Raw genomic sequence first — 19,845 nt, forward strand, 5'->3', positions numbered from 1 at the left:
CGGCAGGCGTCGAGCACCGCGTCCTCCACGGCACCGCCCTCCTTGAGCATCTCGTACCCTTCGGCGGGATGGCTCTGGACCACGGCGAACTCGGCGTCCGTGAGCTTGCCCGGCTTGTTGAGCACGGCCAGCGGGATGGCCGCCTTGCCCAGGTCGTGCAGCAGCCCGGCCATGCCGGCGCTGCGCGTGTGCTCCTCGTTGAGGTTGATCTGCTTGGCCAGTGCCACCATGAGGGCACACACCGCCACCGAGTGCATGTAGGTGTAGTCGTCGGCCGTCTTCAGGCGCGCCAGGCTGATCAGCGCACCCGGGTTGCGCGTGACGGAGTCGGAAATCTCCTCCACCAGGCTGCGGGCGTTGTCCGGATTCACGGCCTTGCCCATGCGTGCCTCCCGGAACATGGAGACCATGGCCTGCTTGGCTTCGCCGCAGATCGAGGCGGCGGCCAGCAGCTCGTTGTGCATGCTGGCGGGGGCCTTGCCGCGTGCCTGGCGCCGGACGGGGGCTGGCGGCGGGGGAGGGTCCACCACCAGGGGCGGCAGGTTCTCCAGCAGGCTGAAGTCGGTTTCCACCTGGATGTCCGCCTCCTCGCGCGAGACGGAGCGCACGCCGGCCGCCACGTCCAGGCCCTTGGAGATGTCGATCCACACCTCCTCGATGCTGGTGCCCTTGATGCGAGCCAGGTCCTTGGGGTCCTTGAGGACGAACTTGGCGCGCCAGAATGGATGGTCCATCCACGAGCCGCAGAAGTCGTGCAGGTACATGCCCAACGTGAGATGCTGAATACTGATGCGCTTGAGCATGGAAACTGTCCAGATCGCCAGGGCCTGCCAAAACCAGGTAATAAACAGTAACCATGTTAGCCTTTTCGGCCCATGAATCCCTCGTCTTGCTGGATAACCCTTGAATACCACGCCCGCCGCTCCTAGGGCAGCCTCCACCGCCAGTGTTGCGCAAAAGGCACTGCACAAGCTCGGCCTGAAGCGCGACATCGATCTGGCCCTGCATCTGCCCCTGCGCTACGAGGATGAAACCCGCATCACGCCGCTGTCCAGCGCGCGCGATGGCCAGATGGTGCAGATCGAAGCCACCGTGACCGCCTGCGAGGTGCAGTTGCGCCCGCGCCGCCAGCTGCTGGTGCAGGTGGAGGACGCGTCCGGCTCTTGCGAACTGCGTTTCTTCAGCTTCTACCCTTCGCACCAGAAGACGATGTCAGTGGGTGCTCGCTTGCGCATCCGCGGCGAGGTCAAGGGCGGCTTCTGGGGACGACAGATGCTGCACCCGGCCTTTCGCCAGGCCGGCGGCGAGCTGCCCGCCGCGCTGACCCCGGTCTACCCGACCACGGCTGGCCTGCCGCAGGCCTACCTGCGCCGGGCCGTGGTCGGCGCGCTCGGCCGGGTGGACCTGTCGGAAACCCTGCCTGCCGGCACCGAGCCGCCCTACGCCGTCTTCCGGCATGACGGCGGCAGCTACCGCGCCTTCAACCTGCGCGAGGCGCTCGTCTTTTTGCACCACCCCACGCCCGACGTGTCGCTGTCCACCCTGGAGGACCACAGCCACCCGGCCTGGCAGCGCCTGAAGGCCGAGGAACTGCTGGCCCAGCAGCTCTCGCAGCAGCAGTCGCGCCGCGAGCGCGACCAGTTGCGTGCACCGGTGCTGCGCCCGCGCAAGGTGGTGGACGGCGCACTGCCCCTGCACGAGCAACTCATGGCCGTGCTGCCCTTTTCGCTGACCGCCGCCCAGCGGCGGGTCGGGGTGGAGATTGCCAAAGACCTGGCCCACCGCGTGCCCATGCACCGCCTGCTGCAGGGCGACGTGGGTTCGGGCAAGACGGTGGTGGCCGCGCTGGCCGCCACCATCGCCATGGACGCCGGCTGGCAGTGCGCGCTGATGGCTCCGACTGAAATCCTGGCCGAGCAGCACTTCGCCAAGATGATTGGCTGGCTGGAGCCGCTGCTGGCGGCACACGGCCGCCGGGTGGCCTGGCTGGTGGGCGGGCAGAAAAAAAAGGACCGCACGGCCATGCTGGCCCTGGTCGAAAGCGGCGAAGCCGCGCTGGTGGTGGGCACGCATGCCGTGATCCAGGACCAAGTGCGCTTCAAGAACCTGGCGCTGGCCATCATCGACGAGCAGCATCGCTTCGGGGTGGCGCAGCGTCTGTCCCTGCGCCAGAAATTGGCGGCCCAGGGCATGGAGCCGCACATGCTGATGATGAGCGCCACCCCGATTCCACGCACCCTGGCCATGAGCTACTACGCCGACCTCGATGTCTCGGTGATCGACGAACTGCCACCCGGGCGCACGCCCATCGTCACCAAGCTCATTGCCGACAGCCGCAAGGACGAAGTGATCGCCCGCATCGGCTCGCAGGTCGCCAGCGGCCGGCAGGTCTACTGGGTGTGCCCGCTGATCGAGGAGAGCGAGGCGCTGGACCTGAGCAATGCCACTGCCACCCATGCCGACCTCAGCGAGGCCCTGCCCGGCGTCATGGTCGGCCTGCTGCATTCGCGCATGCCGGCCGCCGAGAAGAAGGCCGTGATGGCGCTCTTCTCCAGCGGCCAGATGGGCGTGCTGGTGAGCACCACGGTGATCGAGGTGGGGGTGGACGTGCCCAATGCCTCGCTGATGGTCATCGAGCATGCCGAGCGCTTCGGCCTGTCGCAGCTGCACCAGCTGCGCGGGCGTGTGGGGCGCGGTGCGGCCGCATCGGCCTGCGTGCTGCTGTACGCCACCAACGACAGCGGCCGGGTGGGCGAGACCGCCAAGGAGCGCCTGCGCGCCATGGCCGAGACCAACGATGGCTTCGAGATCGCCCGGCGCGACCTGGAGATCCGCGGGCCGGGCGAATTCCTCGGCGCCCGGCAATCGGGTGACGCACTGCTGCGCTTTGCCGATCTGGCCACCGACACCCATTTGCTCGAGTGGGCGCGCGAACTGGCCCCGGTGATGCTGGACCGCCACGCCGGGCTTGCCGAGCGCCACGTGATGCGCTGGCTGGGTGGAAAATCCGACTATCTGAAAGCCTGACCCCGCCATGACGCAAGCCCCTGCCCCTGCCGCCGCCGAGCCGCTGCCGGCCGTGACCGCGCCCCCTGCGCTCGCCGCTCAATGGGTGCGCGACGATGCCTACCTGGCCGCTGCGGTGCAGCTGGCCTTCATCGATCGCCCCGCCTGGCTGCGCCTGGTTGCGCCGCTGTGGATGGCCGTGGCGATTGCGCTCATCTTTTCGCCCTTCGGGCTGCTGGGCGTTGTCCTGGGGCGCAGCCTGCCTGCCGCGAATGTGCCCACCTTGTTGCTGTGCGCGCTGCTGCTGGTGCTGGCGGGGGCCAACACCTACCATGCCATGCTGAAGGTGAATGCGCGCCGGTACGCGTTCGTGGGTGATACCGCCCGCTGGGAATTCACTGCCCAAGAGGTCTGCTACCTTGTCACCGCGCCCGAAGGCACGCTGCGCCACGAAGCCCGCTCCCGGTGGAGCTGGTTCAGCGCGGTCACGGCCGATCCCACCGGCCTGCGCCTGCACCGCAAGGGCAGCGTCGAAGGCTATTTCATCCCGGCGAGCGCGTGGCAGGGCGATGCAGCACAGGTGCAACAGGCCGTGGCGGCGCACGCGCAGTCCGCCGGCCTGCCCCTGCGGCGCCCGCCCACCGGCGATTGGGCGGGCCTGGCCGGCACCGGGCTGGCACTGGTGCTGCTGCTGGTGACGACCATGACCGTCACGGCCGTGGTGGCGGCCTGGCCGCAGGTGCGCCATGGCTACTGGCTCACCCTGTTCGCATCGGCGGTGGACACCTTCTGGTGGGCAGGGGCCTTGCTGGCCCCACTGGTCCTGGCGCTGCACCTGGGCCTGGCCTGGGTCCTGGGCCGGCGCACGCCCGCACGCGGCCTGCCCGCGCACGCCCCGCACCTGGTGCTGGCGCTGCTGTGGGGCGCTCTGTTGCTCGCCGGCATGGAGGCTTTGCGCCCGCTGATCTTCGACGATGCATTGCTGCAAAGCCGCTTCGCCATCCCCCAGGTGGCGGTGTGCGCAGCGGTGTTCGTGCTGCTGTCGGCCTTTGTCGTGCACCGCTGCGGCACCACGCCCTGGGCGGTTCGGCGCATGGCGCTGCACAATGCGCGTACCATCCGTCTGGAATCTCCATGACCCTCACCGAACTCAAATACATCGTCGCCGTGGCGCGCGAAAAGCACTTCGGCCATGCGGCCGATGCCTGCTATGTGTCGCAGCCCACGCTGTCGGTGGCCATCAAGAAGCTGGAGGAAGAGCTCGATGTGAAGCTTTTCGAGCGCAGCGCCGGCGAGGTCACCGTCACGCCGCTGGGCGAGGAAATCGTGCGCCAGGCGCAAAGCGTGCTGGAGCAGGCCGCTGCCATCAAGGAGATCGCCAAGCGCGGCAAGGACCCGCTGGCCGGCCCGCTGACCCTGGGCGTGATCTACACCATCGGCCCCTACCTGCTGCCCGACCTGGTGCGCCATTCGATTGCGCGCACCCCGCAGATGCCGCTGATGCTGCAGGAGAATTTCACCGTCAAGCTGCTGGAGATGCTGCGCACCGGCGAAATCGACTGCGCCATCCTGGCCGAGCCTTTTCCCGACACCGGCCTGGCCATGGCACCGCTGTACGACGAACCCTTCATGGCGGCGCTGCCCGCCAACCACCCCTTGGGCGCGCAGAAGTCCATCTCCGCGGCCGAACTCAAGAGCGAGACCATGCTGCTGCTGGGTGCGGGCCACTGCTTTCGCGACCATGTGCTGGAGGTGTGCCCCGAGTTCGCGCGCTTTGCCAGCAATGCCGAAGGCATCCGCAAGTCCTTCGAGGGCTCGTCGCTGGAGACCATCAAGCACATGGTGGCCGCCGGCATGGGCGTGACCCTGGTGCCGCGCCTGTCGGTGCCGCGCGATGCGCTGCTCACGGTGTCGCGCCGGCGCAAGAGCGACGAGAGCTACATCCGCTACGTCCCCATCCGCGAAGACGATGGCAGCCCGCCGCCCATGCGCCGCGTGGTGCTGGCCTGGCGGCGCAGCTTCACGCGCTACGAGGCCATCGCGGCGCTGCGCAACGCGATCTACGCCTGCGAGCTGCCGGGGGTCACGCGCCTGTCCTGACAGCCCTTGCCGGACGCCCTGGCGCAAGGGGCCCCGGCAGCGATACACTTTCGCCGCGCGAGGCCCGCCGGCATTCCCGTACACGGGGCCCGGTGCTGCGGAGCTGCGCCACATGCAGCCCGCGCCTGCCCCGCGCTCCCCAATTCCCAAGGAAAGCTACAGAGATGAAGAAGATTTTGATGGCCGCAGGCCTTGCCGTGGGCCTGGCCGCCTGCTCCAGCGTGGCGACCAACGCGCCGCAGGCGACTACGATCAAGAAGGCCCAGATGGACCGCCTGGTGGCTGCCTTGCCGGCCGCTGCCCAGGGCAGCTTTGACGAATTCCTGGCGCAGGCCGCGCGTGAGAACCCCCTGCTGCAGGCCAGCGTGGCCGGCTACAAGGCCAAGGCCCCGTTGGCCGGTGACGACCTGGTCAACATCAGCCGCCTGCTGGGCCTGTACAACCGGCTGCGCAACCAGGCTGCGGTGATCGATGCCACGGCGCGCATGGTGGCCATTCCCACCTTCCGCAGCGACAAGGTGCCACCGCACGAGGACAAGGCCATCATCGCCTTCGGCGCACTGGTCGAAGGCATGGCCAAGGATTTCGGCCTGGAGTACCGCAACGTGGACAACCGCATCTTCGAAGTGAAGCTGCCGGGCACGGGCAAGGAAGAATTCGGCATCCTCACGCATGCCGACGTGGTGCCCGTGGTGGCCGACGAATGGGTGCTGGACGACGGCACGCGCCTGGACCCCTTCAAGCTCACGCGCGTCGGGGGCAACCTGTACGGCCGCGGCTCCATCGACGACAAGGGCTCCATCGCCACCGTGCTGTATGCGATGAAGGCCGTGAAGGAAAGCGGCCTGCCGCTGTCGCGCACCATCCGCCTCATGATCGAGACCACCGAGGAAACCGGGGGTGACGCCATGAAGTACTACCGCACCAAGACCGAGCTGCCCGAGTACAACATCGTGCTCGACAGCAAGTACCCCGCTGTGGTCGCCGAGAAGGGCTCTGGCGCCCTGCGCACCTCGTTCCCGCTGCAGGACGCTCCGGCCGGCTATACGGCCATCACCGCGATGACCGGTGCCGCTTCCACCAATGCCGTGCCGCAGACCGCGACGATGCGCCTGGAGGGCGGTGACCTGGCCGCCGTGGCGGCCAAGCTGAACGCTGCCAAGGCCGCCTTCATCGCCAAGTACACGCCGCAGGGCGGGGCCTTCAAGGTTGACGTGGTGCAGGAAGCTGGCGCGGTGCAGATCAAGGTCACCGGCACCTCGGCCCACGGCTCGCGCCCCGAAGAGGGTGTGAACCCGCTACCCCGCCTGGCGTTGTTCCTGCGCGAGTCCGGCGTGGCGGTGGCGCCCACCGGCTACGCCAATGCCGTGCGCTACATCGCTGAACTGTATGGCACGGACTACCTGGGGCGCACCATCGGCATGGCCTACAGCGATGATTTCATGGGCCCGCTGACCATGTCGCCCAACCTCGTGCGCGAAAAGGACGGCATGGTCGATGTGCTGGTCAACGTGCGCATGCCGCGCGGCATGACGCCCGACGCACTGGTCCATTCCGGCAAGGTCAAGATCAACGATTGGGCCGCCCAGGCCTCCGTCCCCGTGATCATCGACCACCAGCAGGGCAACTGGATGGCGCGCGACCCCAAGGGCGCCTGGCTGTCCACGCTGCTCAATACCTTCGGTGACACCACGGGCCTCGAAGCCAAGCCCGTGCCCACCGCCGGCAGCACCACGGCCAAGCTCATGCCCAACGCCATCAACTTCGGCCCCGCCATGCCGGGCAAGAAGTACACGGCCCACAACGCCAAGGAATTCAAGGAAGTCGTGGACCTCGACGCCGACATGCAGATGTTCACCGAGATGCTGGTGCGCATCGGAAACTTGGACCAGATGCAGTAAAGGGATTGGGGCTTGCGCTAAAGTGAACGTGAGCCGCCGCGCCAGTGCCCGGAGCCATCCGGCGCGCACCGGCGCGGCGCATTCCATCGATTGACTGCCATTCCAACGAAGGAGCCGCCATGGCCAAAGCCGCCAAGTCCACCGCCCCCAGCATCAACATCGGCATCAGCGAAAAAGACCGCGCTGCCATCGCCCAGGGCCTGTCGCGCCTGCTGGCCGACACCTACACGCTGTACCTGACCACGCACAACTTCCACTGGAACGTGACGGGGCCGATGTTCAACACGCTGCACACCATGTTCATGGCGCAGTACACCGAACTGTGGAACGCCGTGGACCCGATCGCCGAGCGCATCCGCTCGCTGGGCCACATCGCTCCCGGCTCGTATGCCGATTTCGGCAAGCTGGCCACCGTGGCCGATGCACCGAGCAAGCCGCCCAAGGCGCTGGACATGGTGCGCGTGCTGGTCGAAGGCCACGAGGCCGTGGCCCGCACGGCGCGCAGCCTGTTCCCCCTGGCCGACAAGGCCAGTGACGAGCCCACGGCCGACCTGCTGACCCAGCGCCTCACGGTGCACGAGCAGACCGCCTGGATGCTGCGCTCGCTGCTCGAGGAGTGAACTGGACGGGGCCGCAAGGCCCCGTTTCTTTTTGTGAGGGAGCCTCCTTTTTGGGGAGGCGTGCCGCACTTGGCATCCCGTCCTACAGGCGATGCCCCTGCTTTCCTGAATGATCCGGGCTGGCATTCCCGTCTCCTCTTTTCGCCACGCTCCGCCTTCCAGAACACGACCATCCCTATGCGAATCCTTTATGTGGAGGACAACCCCGAACTGCGCGAAACCATCGGCATGCTGATGGAGGGAGAGGGGCGCACGATTGTGACCTGTGCCACCGCCGAGGAGGCACTGGAGCTGGAGCGCGATGGCGTTTTCGACCTGCTGGTCACCGACGTGAGCCTGCCCGGGCTGTCGGGCACGGACCTGGCCCGCCAGGTGCTGGCCGTGGACCCCGGGCGCTGGGTGGTGCTGTGCACCGGCTATGACCTGGGTGCGCACCCCTCGGGCTGGGGCCCCCATGTGCGCACGCTGATGAAGCCCTTCGAGCTCGAAGACCTGGAGGCCTTGCTGGTCCAGGTGCACTCCACCCTCGACGATTCACCCTCCGGGCGCTGATCCGGCAGCGCCGGGCCGTCGCTCAACCCGCCGCCGTGGGGTGGCGCGGCAGAACCACGTGGAAGCGGGTGGTGCCGTCTTCGGACTGCACATCGATCCGGCCCCCGTGCGAGCGCACGATCTGCTGCACGATGAACAGCCCCAGCCCCAGGCCCTGGTGGCGCCCCGGTGCCTGGTCACGCCCCCGGAAGGGGCTGAACAACTGCGGCACAAGCGCCGGTGGAATGGTGCCACCGTTGGTCACGGTCAGGGCGAGGGTGTGCGCATCGCTGCCATCGAGCGCCACATGGATCGCCACCGCAGGGTCGCCATGGTGCACCGCGTTGCCGATGAGGTTGATTGCCAGCTGGCACAGCCGTTCTTCGTCTCCCATGCCGGCAAGATTGCCTTGGTCGCTGGTGCTGATCACATGGTTGGGAAAGCCCGTGCGTATCTCCTGCAGCGAGCGCTGCAGCACGGCACGCAGGTCCACGGGGGCCATGCGCATCGCCAGCCCGCCGCCCTGGCGGATGCGCGTCACGTCCAGCAGGTCCTCGATCATGCGCCCCATGCGCTGGCTGCTGCTGAGCACGCGGCCGGCCAAAGCCTGCGCCTTGTCGGGCGCCAGGGGCTGGCGTTGCAGGGCCGTGGCCGCCGCACCGATGGACATCAGCGGCGTGCGCAGGTCGTGGCTGAGCACCGCCATGAACATCTCGTTGATGCGCAACGCCTCGGTGCGCTCGCGCAGTTCGCGGGCCAGGGTGCGCTTCTGGCGGAACAGCTCGAAGAACACGCCGGCCTTGGAGGTCAGCATCTGCGGATCAATGGGCTTGTACAGAAAATCCACGGCCCCGGTCTCGTAGCCGCGGAACTGCCAGTTCTGGTCGCGTGAGCCGGCGGTCATGAAGATCAGCGGGATGTGGCGGGTGCGTTCGCTGCCGCGGATCAGCTCGGCCAGCTCGAAGCCGTTCATCTCGGGCATCTGCACGTCCAGCAGGGCCAGGGCCACGTCGCCGTGGGAGAGCAGCAGCTCCAGCGCCTCGGGGCCTGACTGGGCCTTGAGCACCTCGATGCTGTCGCTGTGCAGCAGGGCCTCCACGGCCACGAGGTTTTCTGGCACGTCGTCCACCACCAGGCATTTGATGCGTTCGGTCGGAGCTGGCTGTGCAGGGAAGGTGGTGGGGCTCACAGGATTCTCCGCATTTGCAGTTCGGTCAGCAGGGATGCGATCTCCGAAGGGGGAAGGACGTGGTGCGGTGCCATCAGGTCCAGGGCGGACTGGGGCATGGCGGACATGGCGGCGCTGCCGGGGGATTGCACGATGGAGAGCCCTCCCGCAGCGCCGATGGCGGCCATGCCCCGCGCGCCGTCCTGGTTGGCACCGGACAGGAGCATACCGATCAAACGTTCGCCATAGGTGTCGGCGGCCGATTCGAACAGCACGTCGATGGACGGGCGCGAGAAGTGCACGGGCTCATCGACCGAAAGCGCCAGCCGGGGGCCGGCGTCCACCAGCAGGTGGTAGTCGGGCGGCGCGAAATACACGGTGCCCGCCTCGATAGGCTCCTTGTCCTGCGCTTCTGCCGTGCGCAGCGCGCAGCGCGGGCGAAAGATCTCGGGCAGCAGGCTCGGGGCCTCGCGCGGCAGGTGCAGCGTGACCAGCACCGCCACGCGGGTGTGTGCCTGCAGGGCCGGCAAGATGGTGGAGATGGCATCGATGGCGCCTGCCGAACCCCCGATCACGATGGCATCGAAGCCGCGCAGGCCGTGCTGGTGCACCGGGACAGCGGCCATCACGTGCCCACCTTCTTGCGGTAGATGCGGTCTTCGAGCACGAAGTCGTCGAAGGCCGGGGCCTGTTCGGTGAAGCGCATCGACTCCTTGGAACCCAGGCCGAGGAAGCCGCGGTGGCACAGCGCCTCCTTGAACAGACCCAGGGCGCGGTTCTGCAGCTCGCGCTCGAAATAGATCAGCACGTTGCGGCAGGACACCAGGTGCACCTCGGCGAACACGGTGTCCGTGGCCAGGCTGTGGTCGGAGAACACCACCTGCTTGCGCAGCGCGCGGTCGAACACCACGCGACCGTACCCGGCCGAGTAGTAGTCCGACAGCGAGGTCTTGCCGCCCGAGCGCGCATGGTTCTCGGTGAAGGAGGCCACGCGGGAGAGGTCGAACACGCCCGCCTCGGCGGCCTGCAGGGCCTGCTGGTTGATGTCGGTGGCGTAGAGGATGGTGCGCTCGAGCAGCCCTTCCTCGTGCAGCAGGATGGCCAGCGAATACACCTCTTCGCCCGTGCTGCAGCCCGCCACCCAGACCTTGAGCGAAGGGTAGGTGCGCAGAATGGGCAGCACCTGCTCGCGCAGCGCCTTGAAATAGCGCGGGTCGCGGAACATCTCGCTGACCTGCACGGTGAGGTACTCGAGCAGTGCCGGGAACACGGCGGCGTCGTGCAGCACCTTGTCCTGCAGCTGCGACAGCGTCTGGCAGGAGAAGCGCGAGAGTGCCGTCTGCAGCCGCCGCTTGAGCGAAGCCTGCGCGTAGCCGCGAAAGTCGTAGTGGTAGCGGTAGTAGATCGCGTCGAGCAGCAGGCGCTGCTCGATATCGCCGATGCGGGCCGTCTTCAGGTGGTGCAAGCGGGGCTCCGGCGTGCTCACTTGGGCATCCACACCCGCACCAGCGAGAGCAGTTTTTCCACGTCCAGCGGTTTGGCGATGTAGTCGTTGGCACCGGCGGCCAGGCACTTGTCCTGGTCGTCCTTCATGGCCTTGGCCGTGAGGGCGATGATGGGCAGCCTGCGCCAGGCGGGCTGCTTGCGGATCTCGCGCATGGCGGTGTAGCCGTCCATCTCCGGCATCATGATGTCCATCAGCACCAGGTCCACGGCGGGGCCGGCGCCGCCCGAGCGCTCCAGGAAGTCGAGCGCCTCGCGGCCGTTGCGTGCGATCTGCACCGAGATGCCCGTGGGCTCCAGGATGCTGGAGAGTGCGAACACGTTGCGCACGTCGTCTTCCACCACCAGCACCGTGCGGCCCTCGAAGGCCGCGTCGCGGCTGCGCGCCACCTGCAGCATCTGCCGGCGCTCCACCGACAATTCCGATTCCACCTGGTGCAGGAACAGAGTGACCTCGTCGAGCAGGCGTTCGGGCGAGCGTGCGTCCTTGATGATGATGGACTTGGAGAAGCGGCGCAGCTGCTGCTCCTCGTCGCGCGTGAGGGCGCGCCCGGTGTAGACGATGACCGGCGGGAAGGAGACCTCCTCCTGCTCCGACATGGCCTGGAGCAGCTCGTAGCCGCTCAGGTCGGGCAGGTTCACGTCCATCACCATGCAGTCGAAAGTGCTGCTGCGCAGGTAGTCCAGGGCCGCGGTGGCGTTTTCCACGCACACGATGTCCACGCCGTCCGTGGCCAGCAGGGCGCGCACGCTCTCGCGCTGGCGTTCATCGTCTTCCACCACCAGCACGCGGCGCATGCCCTGGGTGAACTTGGCCTCCAGGCGCTGCAGCGCCTGCACCAGCTCTTCGCGCTTGACGGGCTTGAGTGCATAACCGATGGCACCGCGGCCCATGGCCTCCTGCGAGTAGTCGGCCACCGAGACCACGTGCACCGGGATGTGCCGCGTGGCGGGGTTGCGCTTGAGCTGGTCGAGCACCCCGAGGCCCGAGAAGTCGGGCAGGTTCACGTCCAGCACGATGGCGCTGGGCTGGTGCAGCGTGGCGGCCGCCAGGCCCTCGCTGGCCGTGTGGGCCAGGATGCAGTGGAAGTCCATCTCGCGCGCCAGGTCGTTCAGGATGTTGGCAAAGCGCACATCGTCTTCGATCACCAGGATGTTGCGCTCGCCCTTCGGGCGCGCGGCCACGGGCAGGATGGCCGGGGCCACAGGGGCCGGCCGGCTGGGCGCGGCGGAGGGAGCGGGAAGCGGTGCGCTGGCCGCGCTCTGGGGCGCCTGCAATGCCCGGCCGGTCGAGGGCTCGGCGGACTGCACCGCGTGGCGCGGTACGGTCAGCGTGAACTCGCTGCCCTGGCCCGGCGTGCTGCGGATGGCGATGCTGCCACCCAGCAACTGGGCCAGGTCGCGCGAGATCGACAGGCCCAGGCCCGTGCCGCCGTACTTGCGGTGGGTGCTGCCATCGGCCTGGCGGAAGGCCTCGAAGACCAGCTCCTGCTGGTGCTCGGGGATGCCGATGCCAGTGTCGCGCACGGCAAAGGCCAGCATGTCGCCGGGCAGGGGCGAGACATGCAGCGCCACGCTGCCCTGTTCGGTGAACTTCACCGCGTTGGAGAGCAGGTTCTTGATCACCTGGCCCAGGCGCAGCGCGTCGGTGTCCATGGTGGCCGGCACGCCCGGGTCCATGGTGAGTGCCAGGGTCAGCCCCTTTTCCTCGGCGATGGGGCGCAGTGGGTCCACCAGCGACTGCATGGCGCGGGCGATGTCCACGCTCTCGATGTCGATGGTGGCCTGGCCGGCCTCGATCTTGGACAGGTCCAGGATGTCGTTGATCAGCGCCAGCAGGTCGTTGCCGGCCGACGAGATGGTCTGGGCGTACTTCACCTGCTCGGCCGTGAGGTTGCCGGCCTTGTTGTCGGCCAGCAGCTTGGCCAGGATCAGCGTGGAGTTGAGCGGGGTGCGCAGCTCGTGGCTCATGTTGGCCAGGAACTCGCTCTTGTACTGGCTGGTCTGCTCGATCTCGCGGGCCTTCTCGGTCAGGTCGCTCTGGGCCGCCAGCAGCTCCTCGCGCTGGTTCTCGAGCTGCTGGGTCTGCTCCTCGAGCTGGGCATTGGTCTGCTCCAGTTCGGTCTGCTGCAGCTCCATCTGCGCCTGCGACTCCTGCAGGATGCGGCTTTGCTGCTCCAGCTCCTCGTTGTTGACGCGCAGTTCCTCCTGCTGGGCCTGCAGCTCCTCGGACTGGCGCTGGGTTTCCTCGAGCAGGGCTTCGAGCCGGCTGCGGTCCTGGCCCGAGCGGATGGCCACGGCCAGCATCTCGGAGGCCTGCTTGAACAGGCGGTGCTCGAACTCGTCCACCGCGCGGTAGAAGCCCAGCTCGATCACGGCAAACACCTCGCCGTTTTCGATGGCCGGTGCCACCAGCAGCTCGGCAGGTGCCGATGCGCCCGTGCTGGAGGACACGGTCAGGTGGTCGGCCGGCACATCGCGCACGTGCAGCAATTCGCGCGAGCGCGCACACTGGCCCACGAGGCCTTCGCCGTCGATGAGTTTCTGCGCCAGGCGCTCGCGCGGCAGCGCGTAGCCGCCGAACAGCGTGAAGCCGCCGCCATGTTCGTTGACCGCGTAGGCCGCGCCCACCTTGGCATTGAGGTAGGTGGCCAGGTATTCGAGCGCCAGCTCGCCGATCTCTTCCACGCGGCGGTCGCCCTGCAGGCGCTGGGCCAGGCCGCTCAGCCCCGTCACCACCCAGTTCTGGCGTGCCTTGAGGCGGTGCTCGCGTGCCGTCAGTGCGGCCGAGATGCAGATCAGCGCCAGCAGCAGCAGCGAGCCGCCCCAGGAGTAGTAGGCCGACAGCGAGGTGGCCTCCTCCCAGCCGCGGCGGCGGTCTTCCAGCTCCTGGGTCTGCAGGCCCGCCAGGTCCGAGGCCAGGTCGCGCACCCGGTCCATGATGTTCTTGCCCGCATCGCTGCGCACCAGGGCCATGGCGCCTTCCACGTTGCCGGCCTTGCGCAGGTCCACGGTCTCGGCCAGTTCGCTGCGTTTCTGCTTGGTCAGATCCTCGATCTGGACCACCAGGCGGCGCTGGCCAGCGTTGCCCTCGGTGCTGGCCTTGAGGGCCGTCAGTTGCCGGTCCAGCACGTTCTGCGCGAGCAGGTAGGGCTGCAGGTAGGAGGCATCCCCCGTGAGCAGGTAGCCGCGCTGGCCGGTCTCCAGGTCCTTGAGCGCCGAGTGCACCAGCGACAGCTGGCGCATGGCCTGCGAGGTCCGGTCCATCGCGGCAACTGCGTCGGCCCGCACCTCGGAGGCCCGGTAGTTGACGAAGGCAATGACCAGGGTGGCCAGGGCCGCGACGATGAAGCCCGCCATCAGGCTCTTGGGGATGGCAAAGCGCTGGGCAGCCTGGGTGCTCGGTGATCGGGGCATGCGTGGCAAGGTCCGGGTGGGGGGCAACCGGACAATGTAACGGGTTTGTACAAATGGCCGGTGTAGGACATTTCCTGCACGGCGGCTGTCCTGCCCGGGGGGCGGGGGCGGCGCAGGGGCGCGCGGCTGCTACATTCCCGGTGCCGCCCGTCCGATGGGCCAACCTCCCCCGCATTCGCCGCTTTCCTTGCCATGTCCGCACCGCCGCGCAGCCGCCTGTCCCTGTACCTCGACCTGATCCGCTGGAACCGGCCCGCCGGCTGGCTGGTCTGCCTGTGGCCCACGCTGAGCGCGCTGTGGATCGCGGCGGACGGCTTTCCGGGCTGGCACCTGCTGGCGGTGTTCGTGCTCGGTACCTTTCTCATGCGCAGCGCGGGCTGCTGCGTGAACGATGTGGCCGACCGCGACTTCGACCGCCACGTCAAGCGCACGGCGGCCCGCCCCGTGACCACCGGGGCCGTTTCCGTCAAGCAGGCGCTGGCCCTGGGCGCGGTGCTGGCCCTGGTGTCCTTCGGCCTGGTGCTGACCACCAATGCGGCGGCCATCGCCTGGTCCGTGCCCGCCGTGCTGGTGGCCATTGCCTACCCGTTCACCAAGCGCATCATCGCCATGCCCCAGGCCGTGCTGGGCATCGCCTTCAACTTCGGCATCGTGATCGCCTTCGCCGCCGTGCAGGGCCAGGTGCCCGCGGTGGCCTGGTGGATGTGGCTGGGCAACCTGTTCTGGGTGCTGGCCTACGACACCGAGTACGCCATGGTCGACCGCGACGACGACCTCAAGATCGGCATCAAGACCTCGGCCATCACCCTGGGCCGCTTCGACGTGGCGGCCATCGTGCTGTTTTACCTGCTGTTCCTGGGCATCTGGGGCATGGCGCTGGCACCCTATGCCCTGGGCCCGGTGTACTGGCTCGCCACGGCCGCCGCCCTGGCCCAGGCAGTCTGGCACTGGACGCTGATCCGCGACCGCAGCCGCGAAGGCTGCTTCACCGCCTTCCGCGTCAACCACTGGCTGGGCGCCACGGTCTTTGCCGGCATTGCCGGCAGCTACCTGTTGCGCCAGCTTGCCATCAATTGAGTAGCCGGCGAGGAGTTACTTGCCGAACTCATCGCCCAGTTCGTGGGCGCGGTGCTCGGCGGCTTGCATCGCACGCTCGAAAGCTTCGCCCACGCCCTCCTTTTGCATGGACTGCAGCGCCGCATAGGTCGTGCCGCCCTTGGAGGTGACGCGCTCGCGCAGCACGGCGGGCGGCTCGTCCGAGCGGCGCGCCAGTTCCGAGGCGCCCACGAAAGTGCCCACGGCCAGCCGGTGGGCCTGCTCGGCCGACAGGCCCATGGCCGTGCCCGCACGCGCCATGGCTTCGAGGAAGTAGAAGACATAGGCCGGGCCCGAGCCCGACAGGGCCGTGACCGCATCGAGCTGCTTTTCGCTCTCCACCCACAGGTATTCGCCCGTGGTGGCCACGATGGCTTCCACGCTCTGGCGCTCACCCTCGGATACCCCCGGGCGGGCGTACAGCGCGCTCATGCCCTTGCCCACCAGGGCCGGGGTGTTGGGCATGGTGCGCACGATGCGCTCGCTTGCGAGCCATTGGGCGATGCTGTCCGAGCGGATGCCGGCGGCCACGCTCAGGTGCAGGGCGTCCTGCGTGTGGGCACGCGCCTGGGCGGCGGCGTCCTTGAAGGTCTGGGGCTTGACGGCCCAGACCACGATGCGGGCGCGCTGCAGGGCCGGGCCGGCCTTGGTCTGGGCGTCGATGCCGTAATTCGTGCGCAGGGCTTCACGCGCCTGTTCCCAGGGTTCGACGACCTCGATCTGGCTGGCCGGGTGGCCCTGGCGGACCAGGCCGCCGATGATGGCGCTGGCCATGTTGCCGCCGCCGATGAAGGCGATCACGGGGAGGGAAGGGGAGGCGGTGGTCTGGCTCATGGTGTGCACAACAGGGAATCAAACAGCAGGGCCATGATGGTAGCCGCACCGCCTGCGGCCCCTGTTCCTGTCTGCCCCGGGGTCACTCTGCCGTGGTCTGGCGCACGGCCCGTTCCCAGCGCTCCATCAGTTCGTGTGCACGTGCCTTGCCCAAGGTCGGCAGAAAGCGCCGTTCGGCCCGCCACAGCTGCGACAGCTCGGCCGTGCTGCCGTACACCCCGCTGGACAGGCCCGCCAGGTAGGCGGCACCCAGCGCGGTGGTCTCGATCACGGCGGGGCGCACCACCGGGATGCCCAGCAGGTCGGCCTGGAACTGCATCAGCAGGTCGTTGACACAGGCGCCGCCGTCCACGCGCAGCTCGCTCACCGGCGCGCCGCCGGCGGCCACGGCATCGCGGCTCATGGCCAGCAGCAGGGCGGCACTCTGGTAGGCGATGCTTTCGAGCGCGGCGCGTGCGATGTGGCCCAGGGTGGAGCCGCGCGTCAGCCCCGTGATGGTGCCGCGCGAGTCGGGTTTCCAGTACGGGGCGCCCAGGCCGGTGAAGGCCGGCACCATCATCACGCCACCCGAGTCGGGCACGCTCTGGGCGAGCGACTCGACCTCGCCGCTGGTGGAGATGGCACGCAGGCCGTCGCGCAGCCACTGCACCACGGCGCCGCCGACGAAGACGCTGCCTTCCATCGCGAACTCGGTCTGCACGCCGGCCTGGGCGGCGCTGGTGGTGAGCAGGCCGTTCTTCGAGGTCTGGAAGGTGGTGCCCGTGTGCATCAGCATGAAGCAGCCCGTGCCATAGGTGTTCTTGGCCATGCCCGCGCTGAAACACGCCTGGCCGAACAGCGCGCTCTGCTGGTCGCCGGCCACGCCGCCCACGCGGATGGCGTGGCCCAGCAGATCGGGCGCCACGTCGCAGAAGTGCGAGCTCGATGGTTGCACCTGCGGCATCAGCGACTTGGGAATGCGCAGCAGCGCCAGCAGCTCGTCGTCCCACTGGTTGGTGTGCACATTGAACAGCATGGTGCGCGAGGCATTGCTCACGTCGGTCACATGCACCTGGCCGTGCGTGAGCTGCCACATGAGCCAGCTGTCCACCGTGCCGAAGGCCAGCTCGCCACGCTCGGCCTGCGCGCGCGCGCCGGGCACATGGTCCAGCAGCCACTGCAGCTTGGTGCCCGAAAAATAGGCATCGATCAGCAGGCCGGTCTTGGCCTGGATGGTCGCGGCCTTGCCCTGCTCGCGCAACTGGGCGCAGGCGGGCTCGGCCCGGCGGTCCTGCCAGACGATGGCATGGTGCACGGGCTGGCCGGTCTGGCGGTTCCACAGCACCGTGGTTTCGCGCTGGTTGGTGATGCCCACGGCGCGGATGGCGCTGGCCTTTAGGTTCGCCTTCTCCAGTGCCTCGCGGGCCGTGGCCAGCTGGGTGCGCCAGATCTCCATCGGGTCGTGCTCCACCCAGCCGGGCTGGGGGTAGATCTGCGGCAGCTCGCGCTGGGCCTGGGCCACGATGTGGCCCTGCTCGTCGAAGACGATGCTGCGGGAGCTGGAAGTGCCTTGGTCGAGTGCGAGCAGGTAGGTCATGGCGGGCAAGGATAAGTCAGGCGGGATGCAGCCAGGCGCTGCGCGGGATCAGGCGGCGACGGTGCAGATGACCTCGGCGTCCTGGAGCAATACGGGAAAGGGCTCGGGCGGCGGTGCATCGGTGAACAGCCGGTCGATCTGCTGCAGCGTGGCCAGTTGCACCATGGCCGGGCGGTTGAACTTGCTCTGGTCGGCCGCCAGCCAGACCTCGCGCGACTGGGCAATGATGGTCTGCGCCACCTTCACCTCGCGGTAGTCGAAGTCGCGCAGCGAGCCGTCGGGCTCGATGCCCGAGATGCCGATGAGTGCGATGTCCACGCGGAACTGGCGGATGAAGTCCACCGCCGCCTCGCCCACGATGCCGCGGTCGCGCGCGCGCACCACGCCGCCGGCCACGATCACCTCGCACTCCGGGTTGCCGCTCAGGATGGCGGCCACGTTCAGGTTGTTGGTGATCACGCGCAGCCCGCGGTGGTGCAGCAGCGCCTTGGCAATGGCCTCGGTGGTGGTGCCGATGTTCAGGATCAGCGAGCAGTCGTTGGGCACCTGCTCGGCCACGGCGCGTGCGATGCGCGCCTTGCCCTCGGCATGCAGGGTTTCGCGCTGGGTGTGGGCCAGGTTCTCCACGGTGGAGCTGGGCACGCGCACGCCGCCATGGAAGCGCGTGAGCAGGCCCGATTCGGCCAGGCGCTGCACGTCGCGGCGCACCGTCTGCAGGGTCACGCCCAGGGTCTCGGCCAGCTGTTCGACGCTGGCGGACTTGCGCGCGCGCACTTCTTCAAGGAGCAGGAGTTGTCGGGGGTTCGTATTCACGCGGTCAAGGCAGCAAGAAAGAAGCCAGAAGGAAGCGCCTACTTTAAATGGAACAAAAAGGAACCCATTAAGGGTAAACCTTGATTTGAAACGATCATAAAAGAACAAGAATGAACGCAATCGAAAACAAACGACCGCTGTGCGCTTGCGCCGGCGGTTTGGCATAACAGGCCCTGTGGGGGCACTACGGAAAGGCGTGCGGGATGCAGCTGGCACTGGACAGCATCAGCAAGAGGGTGGGGGCGCAGACCTGGCTCCATGACATGAGCATGGCGCTGCACAGCGGCGCCGTGACGGTGCTGCTGGGCGCCACGCAGGCCGGCAAGACCAGCCTGATGCGCATCATGGCCGGGCTCGATACACCCACCGCCGGCAGCGTGCGGGTGGACGGTGTCGACGTGACCGGCATGCCGGTGCGCGAGCGCAACGTGGCCATGGTCTACCAGCAGTTCATCAACTACCCCTCGATGAAGGTGGCCGACAACATCGCCTCGCCGCTCAAGCTGCGCGGCGAAAAGAACATCGATGCCCGGGTGCGCGAGATCGCTGCCCGCCTGCACATCGAGATGTTCCTGGACCGCTACCCGGCCGAGCTCTCGGGCGGCCAGCAGCAGCGCGTGGCGCTGGCGCGGGCCCTGGCCAAGGGCGCACCGCTGATGCTGCTCGACGAGCCGCTGGTGAACCTGGACTACAAGCTGCGCGAGGAACTGCGCGAGGAGCTGACCCAGCTGTTCGCGGCCGGCCAGTCCACCGTGGTGTATGCCACCACCGAGCCGGGCGAGGCCCTGCTGCTCGGGGGCTACACCGCGGTGCTCGACGAGGGCCGGCTGCTGCAGTACGGCCCCACGGCCGAGGTCTTCCATGCGCCCAACTCGCTGCGCGTGGCGCGTGCCTTCAGCGACCCGCCGATGAACCTGGTCGCCGCCACCGTGGCTGCGCAGGGTGTGCAGCTGCAGGGCGGGGCGATGCTCGCCATCCCGCTGCCCCAGGGCACGCCGGCCGGCGCCGTCACCGTTGGCGTGCGTGCCAGTGCGCTGCGCGTGCAGGCCCGTCCTGGCGACGTGAGCGTGAGCGGCACGGTGGAGCTGGCCGAGATCTCGGGCTCCGACACCTTCGTGCACGCCTCCACCCCCTGGGGGGACCTGGTGGCGCAGCTCACCGGGGTGCATTACTTTGAACTGGGCACGCCCCTGGCGCTGCACCTGGACCCGGCACAGGCCTATGTCTTCGGTGCCGATGGCCGGCTGGTGTGGGCGCCCGCGCGCCTGGGAGGGCGTTGAG

Annotated in this window: 16 protein-coding genes; 8 read left to right on the forward strand and 8 right to left on the reverse strand. The window is 68.2% G+C overall.

Features of this window, described 5'->3' with window-relative positions:
* Positions 1-803, reverse strand: an 803-nt coding sequence (locus PMI14_RS31950) for an HD-GYP domain-containing protein (RefSeq protein WP_007861667.1), incomplete at its 3' end; no start/stop codon positions are given.
* 100 nt (positions 804-903) lie between these two features.
* Here PMI14_RS31950 and recG point away from each other — a divergent pair.
* From recG to PMI14_RS31980, 6 genes are all read left to right on the forward strand, one after another.
* Positions 904-3,027, forward strand: coding sequence for an ATP-dependent DNA helicase RecG (recG, locus tag PMI14_RS31955; protein WP_007861668.1), 2,124 nt, complete (start codon positions 904-906; stop codon positions 3,025-3,027).
* 7 nt (positions 3,028-3,034) lie between these two features.
* Complete coding sequence (locus PMI14_RS31960; protein ID WP_007861669.1) at positions 3,035-4,144, forward strand: hypothetical protein; 1,110 nt, start codon at positions 3,035-3,037, stop codon at positions 4,142-4,144.
* Positions 4,141-5,106: a LysR substrate-binding domain-containing protein gene (locus PMI14_RS31965; RefSeq protein WP_007861670.1), complete on the forward strand. Its 966-nt coding sequence runs from the start codon at positions 4,141-4,143 to the stop codon at positions 5,104-5,106. Before PMI14_RS31960 ends, PMI14_RS31965 begins: the two co-directional genes overlap by 4 nt.
* 164 nt (positions 5,107-5,270) lie before the next feature.
* Positions 5,271-7,007 carry a dipeptidase gene (locus PMI14_RS31970; protein ID WP_007861671.1) on the forward strand — a complete coding sequence of 579 codons (1,737 nt, stop codon included), beginning with the start codon at positions 5,271-5,273 and terminating at the stop codon, positions 7,005-7,007.
* Between the two features lie 119 nt (positions 7,008-7,126).
* Positions 7,127-7,627, forward strand: a complete 501-nt coding sequence (locus tag PMI14_RS31975) for a Dps family protein (protein WP_007861672.1) — start codon at positions 7,127-7,129, stop codon at positions 7,625-7,627.
* A gap of 177 nt (positions 7,628-7,804) precedes the next feature.
* Positions 7,805-8,179 (forward strand): response regulator, encoded by a 375-nt coding sequence (locus PMI14_RS31980; RefSeq protein ID WP_007861673.1) that lies wholly within the window; start codon positions 7,805-7,807, stop codon positions 8,177-8,179.
* Positions 8,180-8,201: 22 nt separating this feature from the next.
* Here the strand turns inward: PMI14_RS31980 and PMI14_RS31985 are convergent, their stop codons facing one another.
* Genes PMI14_RS31985 through PMI14_RS32000 form a run of 4 tightly spaced genes read right to left on the reverse strand, consistent with a single transcriptional unit; the run spans position 8,202 to position 14,246 of the window.
* A complete protein-coding gene (locus tag PMI14_RS31985) occupies positions 8,202-9,347 on the reverse strand; it encodes a hybrid sensor histidine kinase/response regulator (RefSeq protein WP_007861674.1) in 1,146 nt (381 codons plus the stop codon).
* Positions 9,344-9,952 (reverse strand): chemotaxis protein CheB, encoded by a 609-nt coding sequence (locus PMI14_RS31990; protein WP_007861675.1) that lies wholly within the window; start codon positions 9,950-9,952, stop codon positions 9,344-9,346. Before PMI14_RS31990 ends, PMI14_RS31985 begins: the two co-directional genes overlap by 4 nt.
* Complete coding sequence (locus PMI14_RS31995) at positions 9,952-10,791, reverse strand: protein-glutamate O-methyltransferase CheR (protein ID WP_007861676.1); 840 nt, start codon at positions 10,789-10,791, stop codon at positions 9,952-9,954. Before PMI14_RS31995 ends, PMI14_RS31990 begins: the two co-directional genes overlap by 1 nt.
* Before the next feature lie 17 nt (positions 10,792-10,808).
* Positions 10,809-14,246, reverse strand: coding sequence for a response regulator (locus PMI14_RS32000; protein WP_007861677.1), 3,438 nt, complete (start codon positions 14,244-14,246; stop codon positions 10,809-10,811).
* A 192-nt stretch (positions 14,247-14,438) separates the two neighbouring features.
* Here PMI14_RS32000 and ubiA point away from each other — a divergent pair, with 192 nt between their 5' ends.
* The gene (gene ubiA / locus PMI14_RS32005) at positions 14,439-15,323 is read left to right on the forward strand and encodes a 4-hydroxybenzoate octaprenyltransferase (protein ID WP_007861678.1); all 885 of its coding nucleotides are present in this window, start codon (positions 14,439-14,441) and stop codon (positions 15,321-15,323) included.
* 15 nt (positions 15,324-15,338) lie between these two features.
* Here the strand turns inward: ubiA and proC are convergent, their stop codons facing one another.
* The 3 genes from proC to PMI14_RS32020 all read right to left on the reverse strand — a co-directional run bounded on the left by proC (position 15,339) and on the right by PMI14_RS32020 (position 18,564).
* On the reverse strand, positions 15,339-16,175 hold the full coding sequence (proC, locus tag PMI14_RS32010; protein WP_007861679.1) for a pyrroline-5-carboxylate reductase: 837 nt from the start codon (positions 16,173-16,175) through the stop codon (positions 15,339-15,341).
* Positions 16,176-16,257: 82 nt separating this feature from the next.
* Positions 16,258-17,751, reverse strand: a complete 1,494-nt coding sequence (glpK, locus tag PMI14_RS32015) for a glycerol kinase GlpK (RefSeq protein ID WP_007861687.1) — start codon at positions 17,749-17,751, stop codon at positions 16,258-16,260.
* A gap of 48 nt (positions 17,752-17,799) precedes the next feature.
* Positions 17,800-18,564 carry a DeoR/GlpR family DNA-binding transcription regulator gene (locus tag PMI14_RS32020; protein ID WP_007861688.1) on the reverse strand — a complete coding sequence of 255 codons (765 nt, stop codon included), beginning with the start codon at positions 18,562-18,564 and terminating at the stop codon, positions 17,800-17,802.
* 203 nt (positions 18,565-18,767) lie between these two features.
* Between PMI14_RS32020 and PMI14_RS32025 the strand changes: the two genes are divergently transcribed.
* Complete coding sequence (locus PMI14_RS32025) at positions 18,768-19,844, forward strand: ABC transporter ATP-binding protein (RefSeq protein WP_007861689.1); 1,077 nt, start codon at positions 18,768-18,770, stop codon at positions 19,842-19,844.
* Position 19,845: the final 1 nt, after the last annotated feature.

Origin of the sequence: Acidovorax sp. CF316, from assembly GCF_000276605.1 — a bacterium.
In the GTDB taxonomy this organism is placed as follows: domain Bacteria; phylum Pseudomonadota; class Gammaproteobacteria; order Burkholderiales; family Burkholderiaceae_C; genus Acidovorax.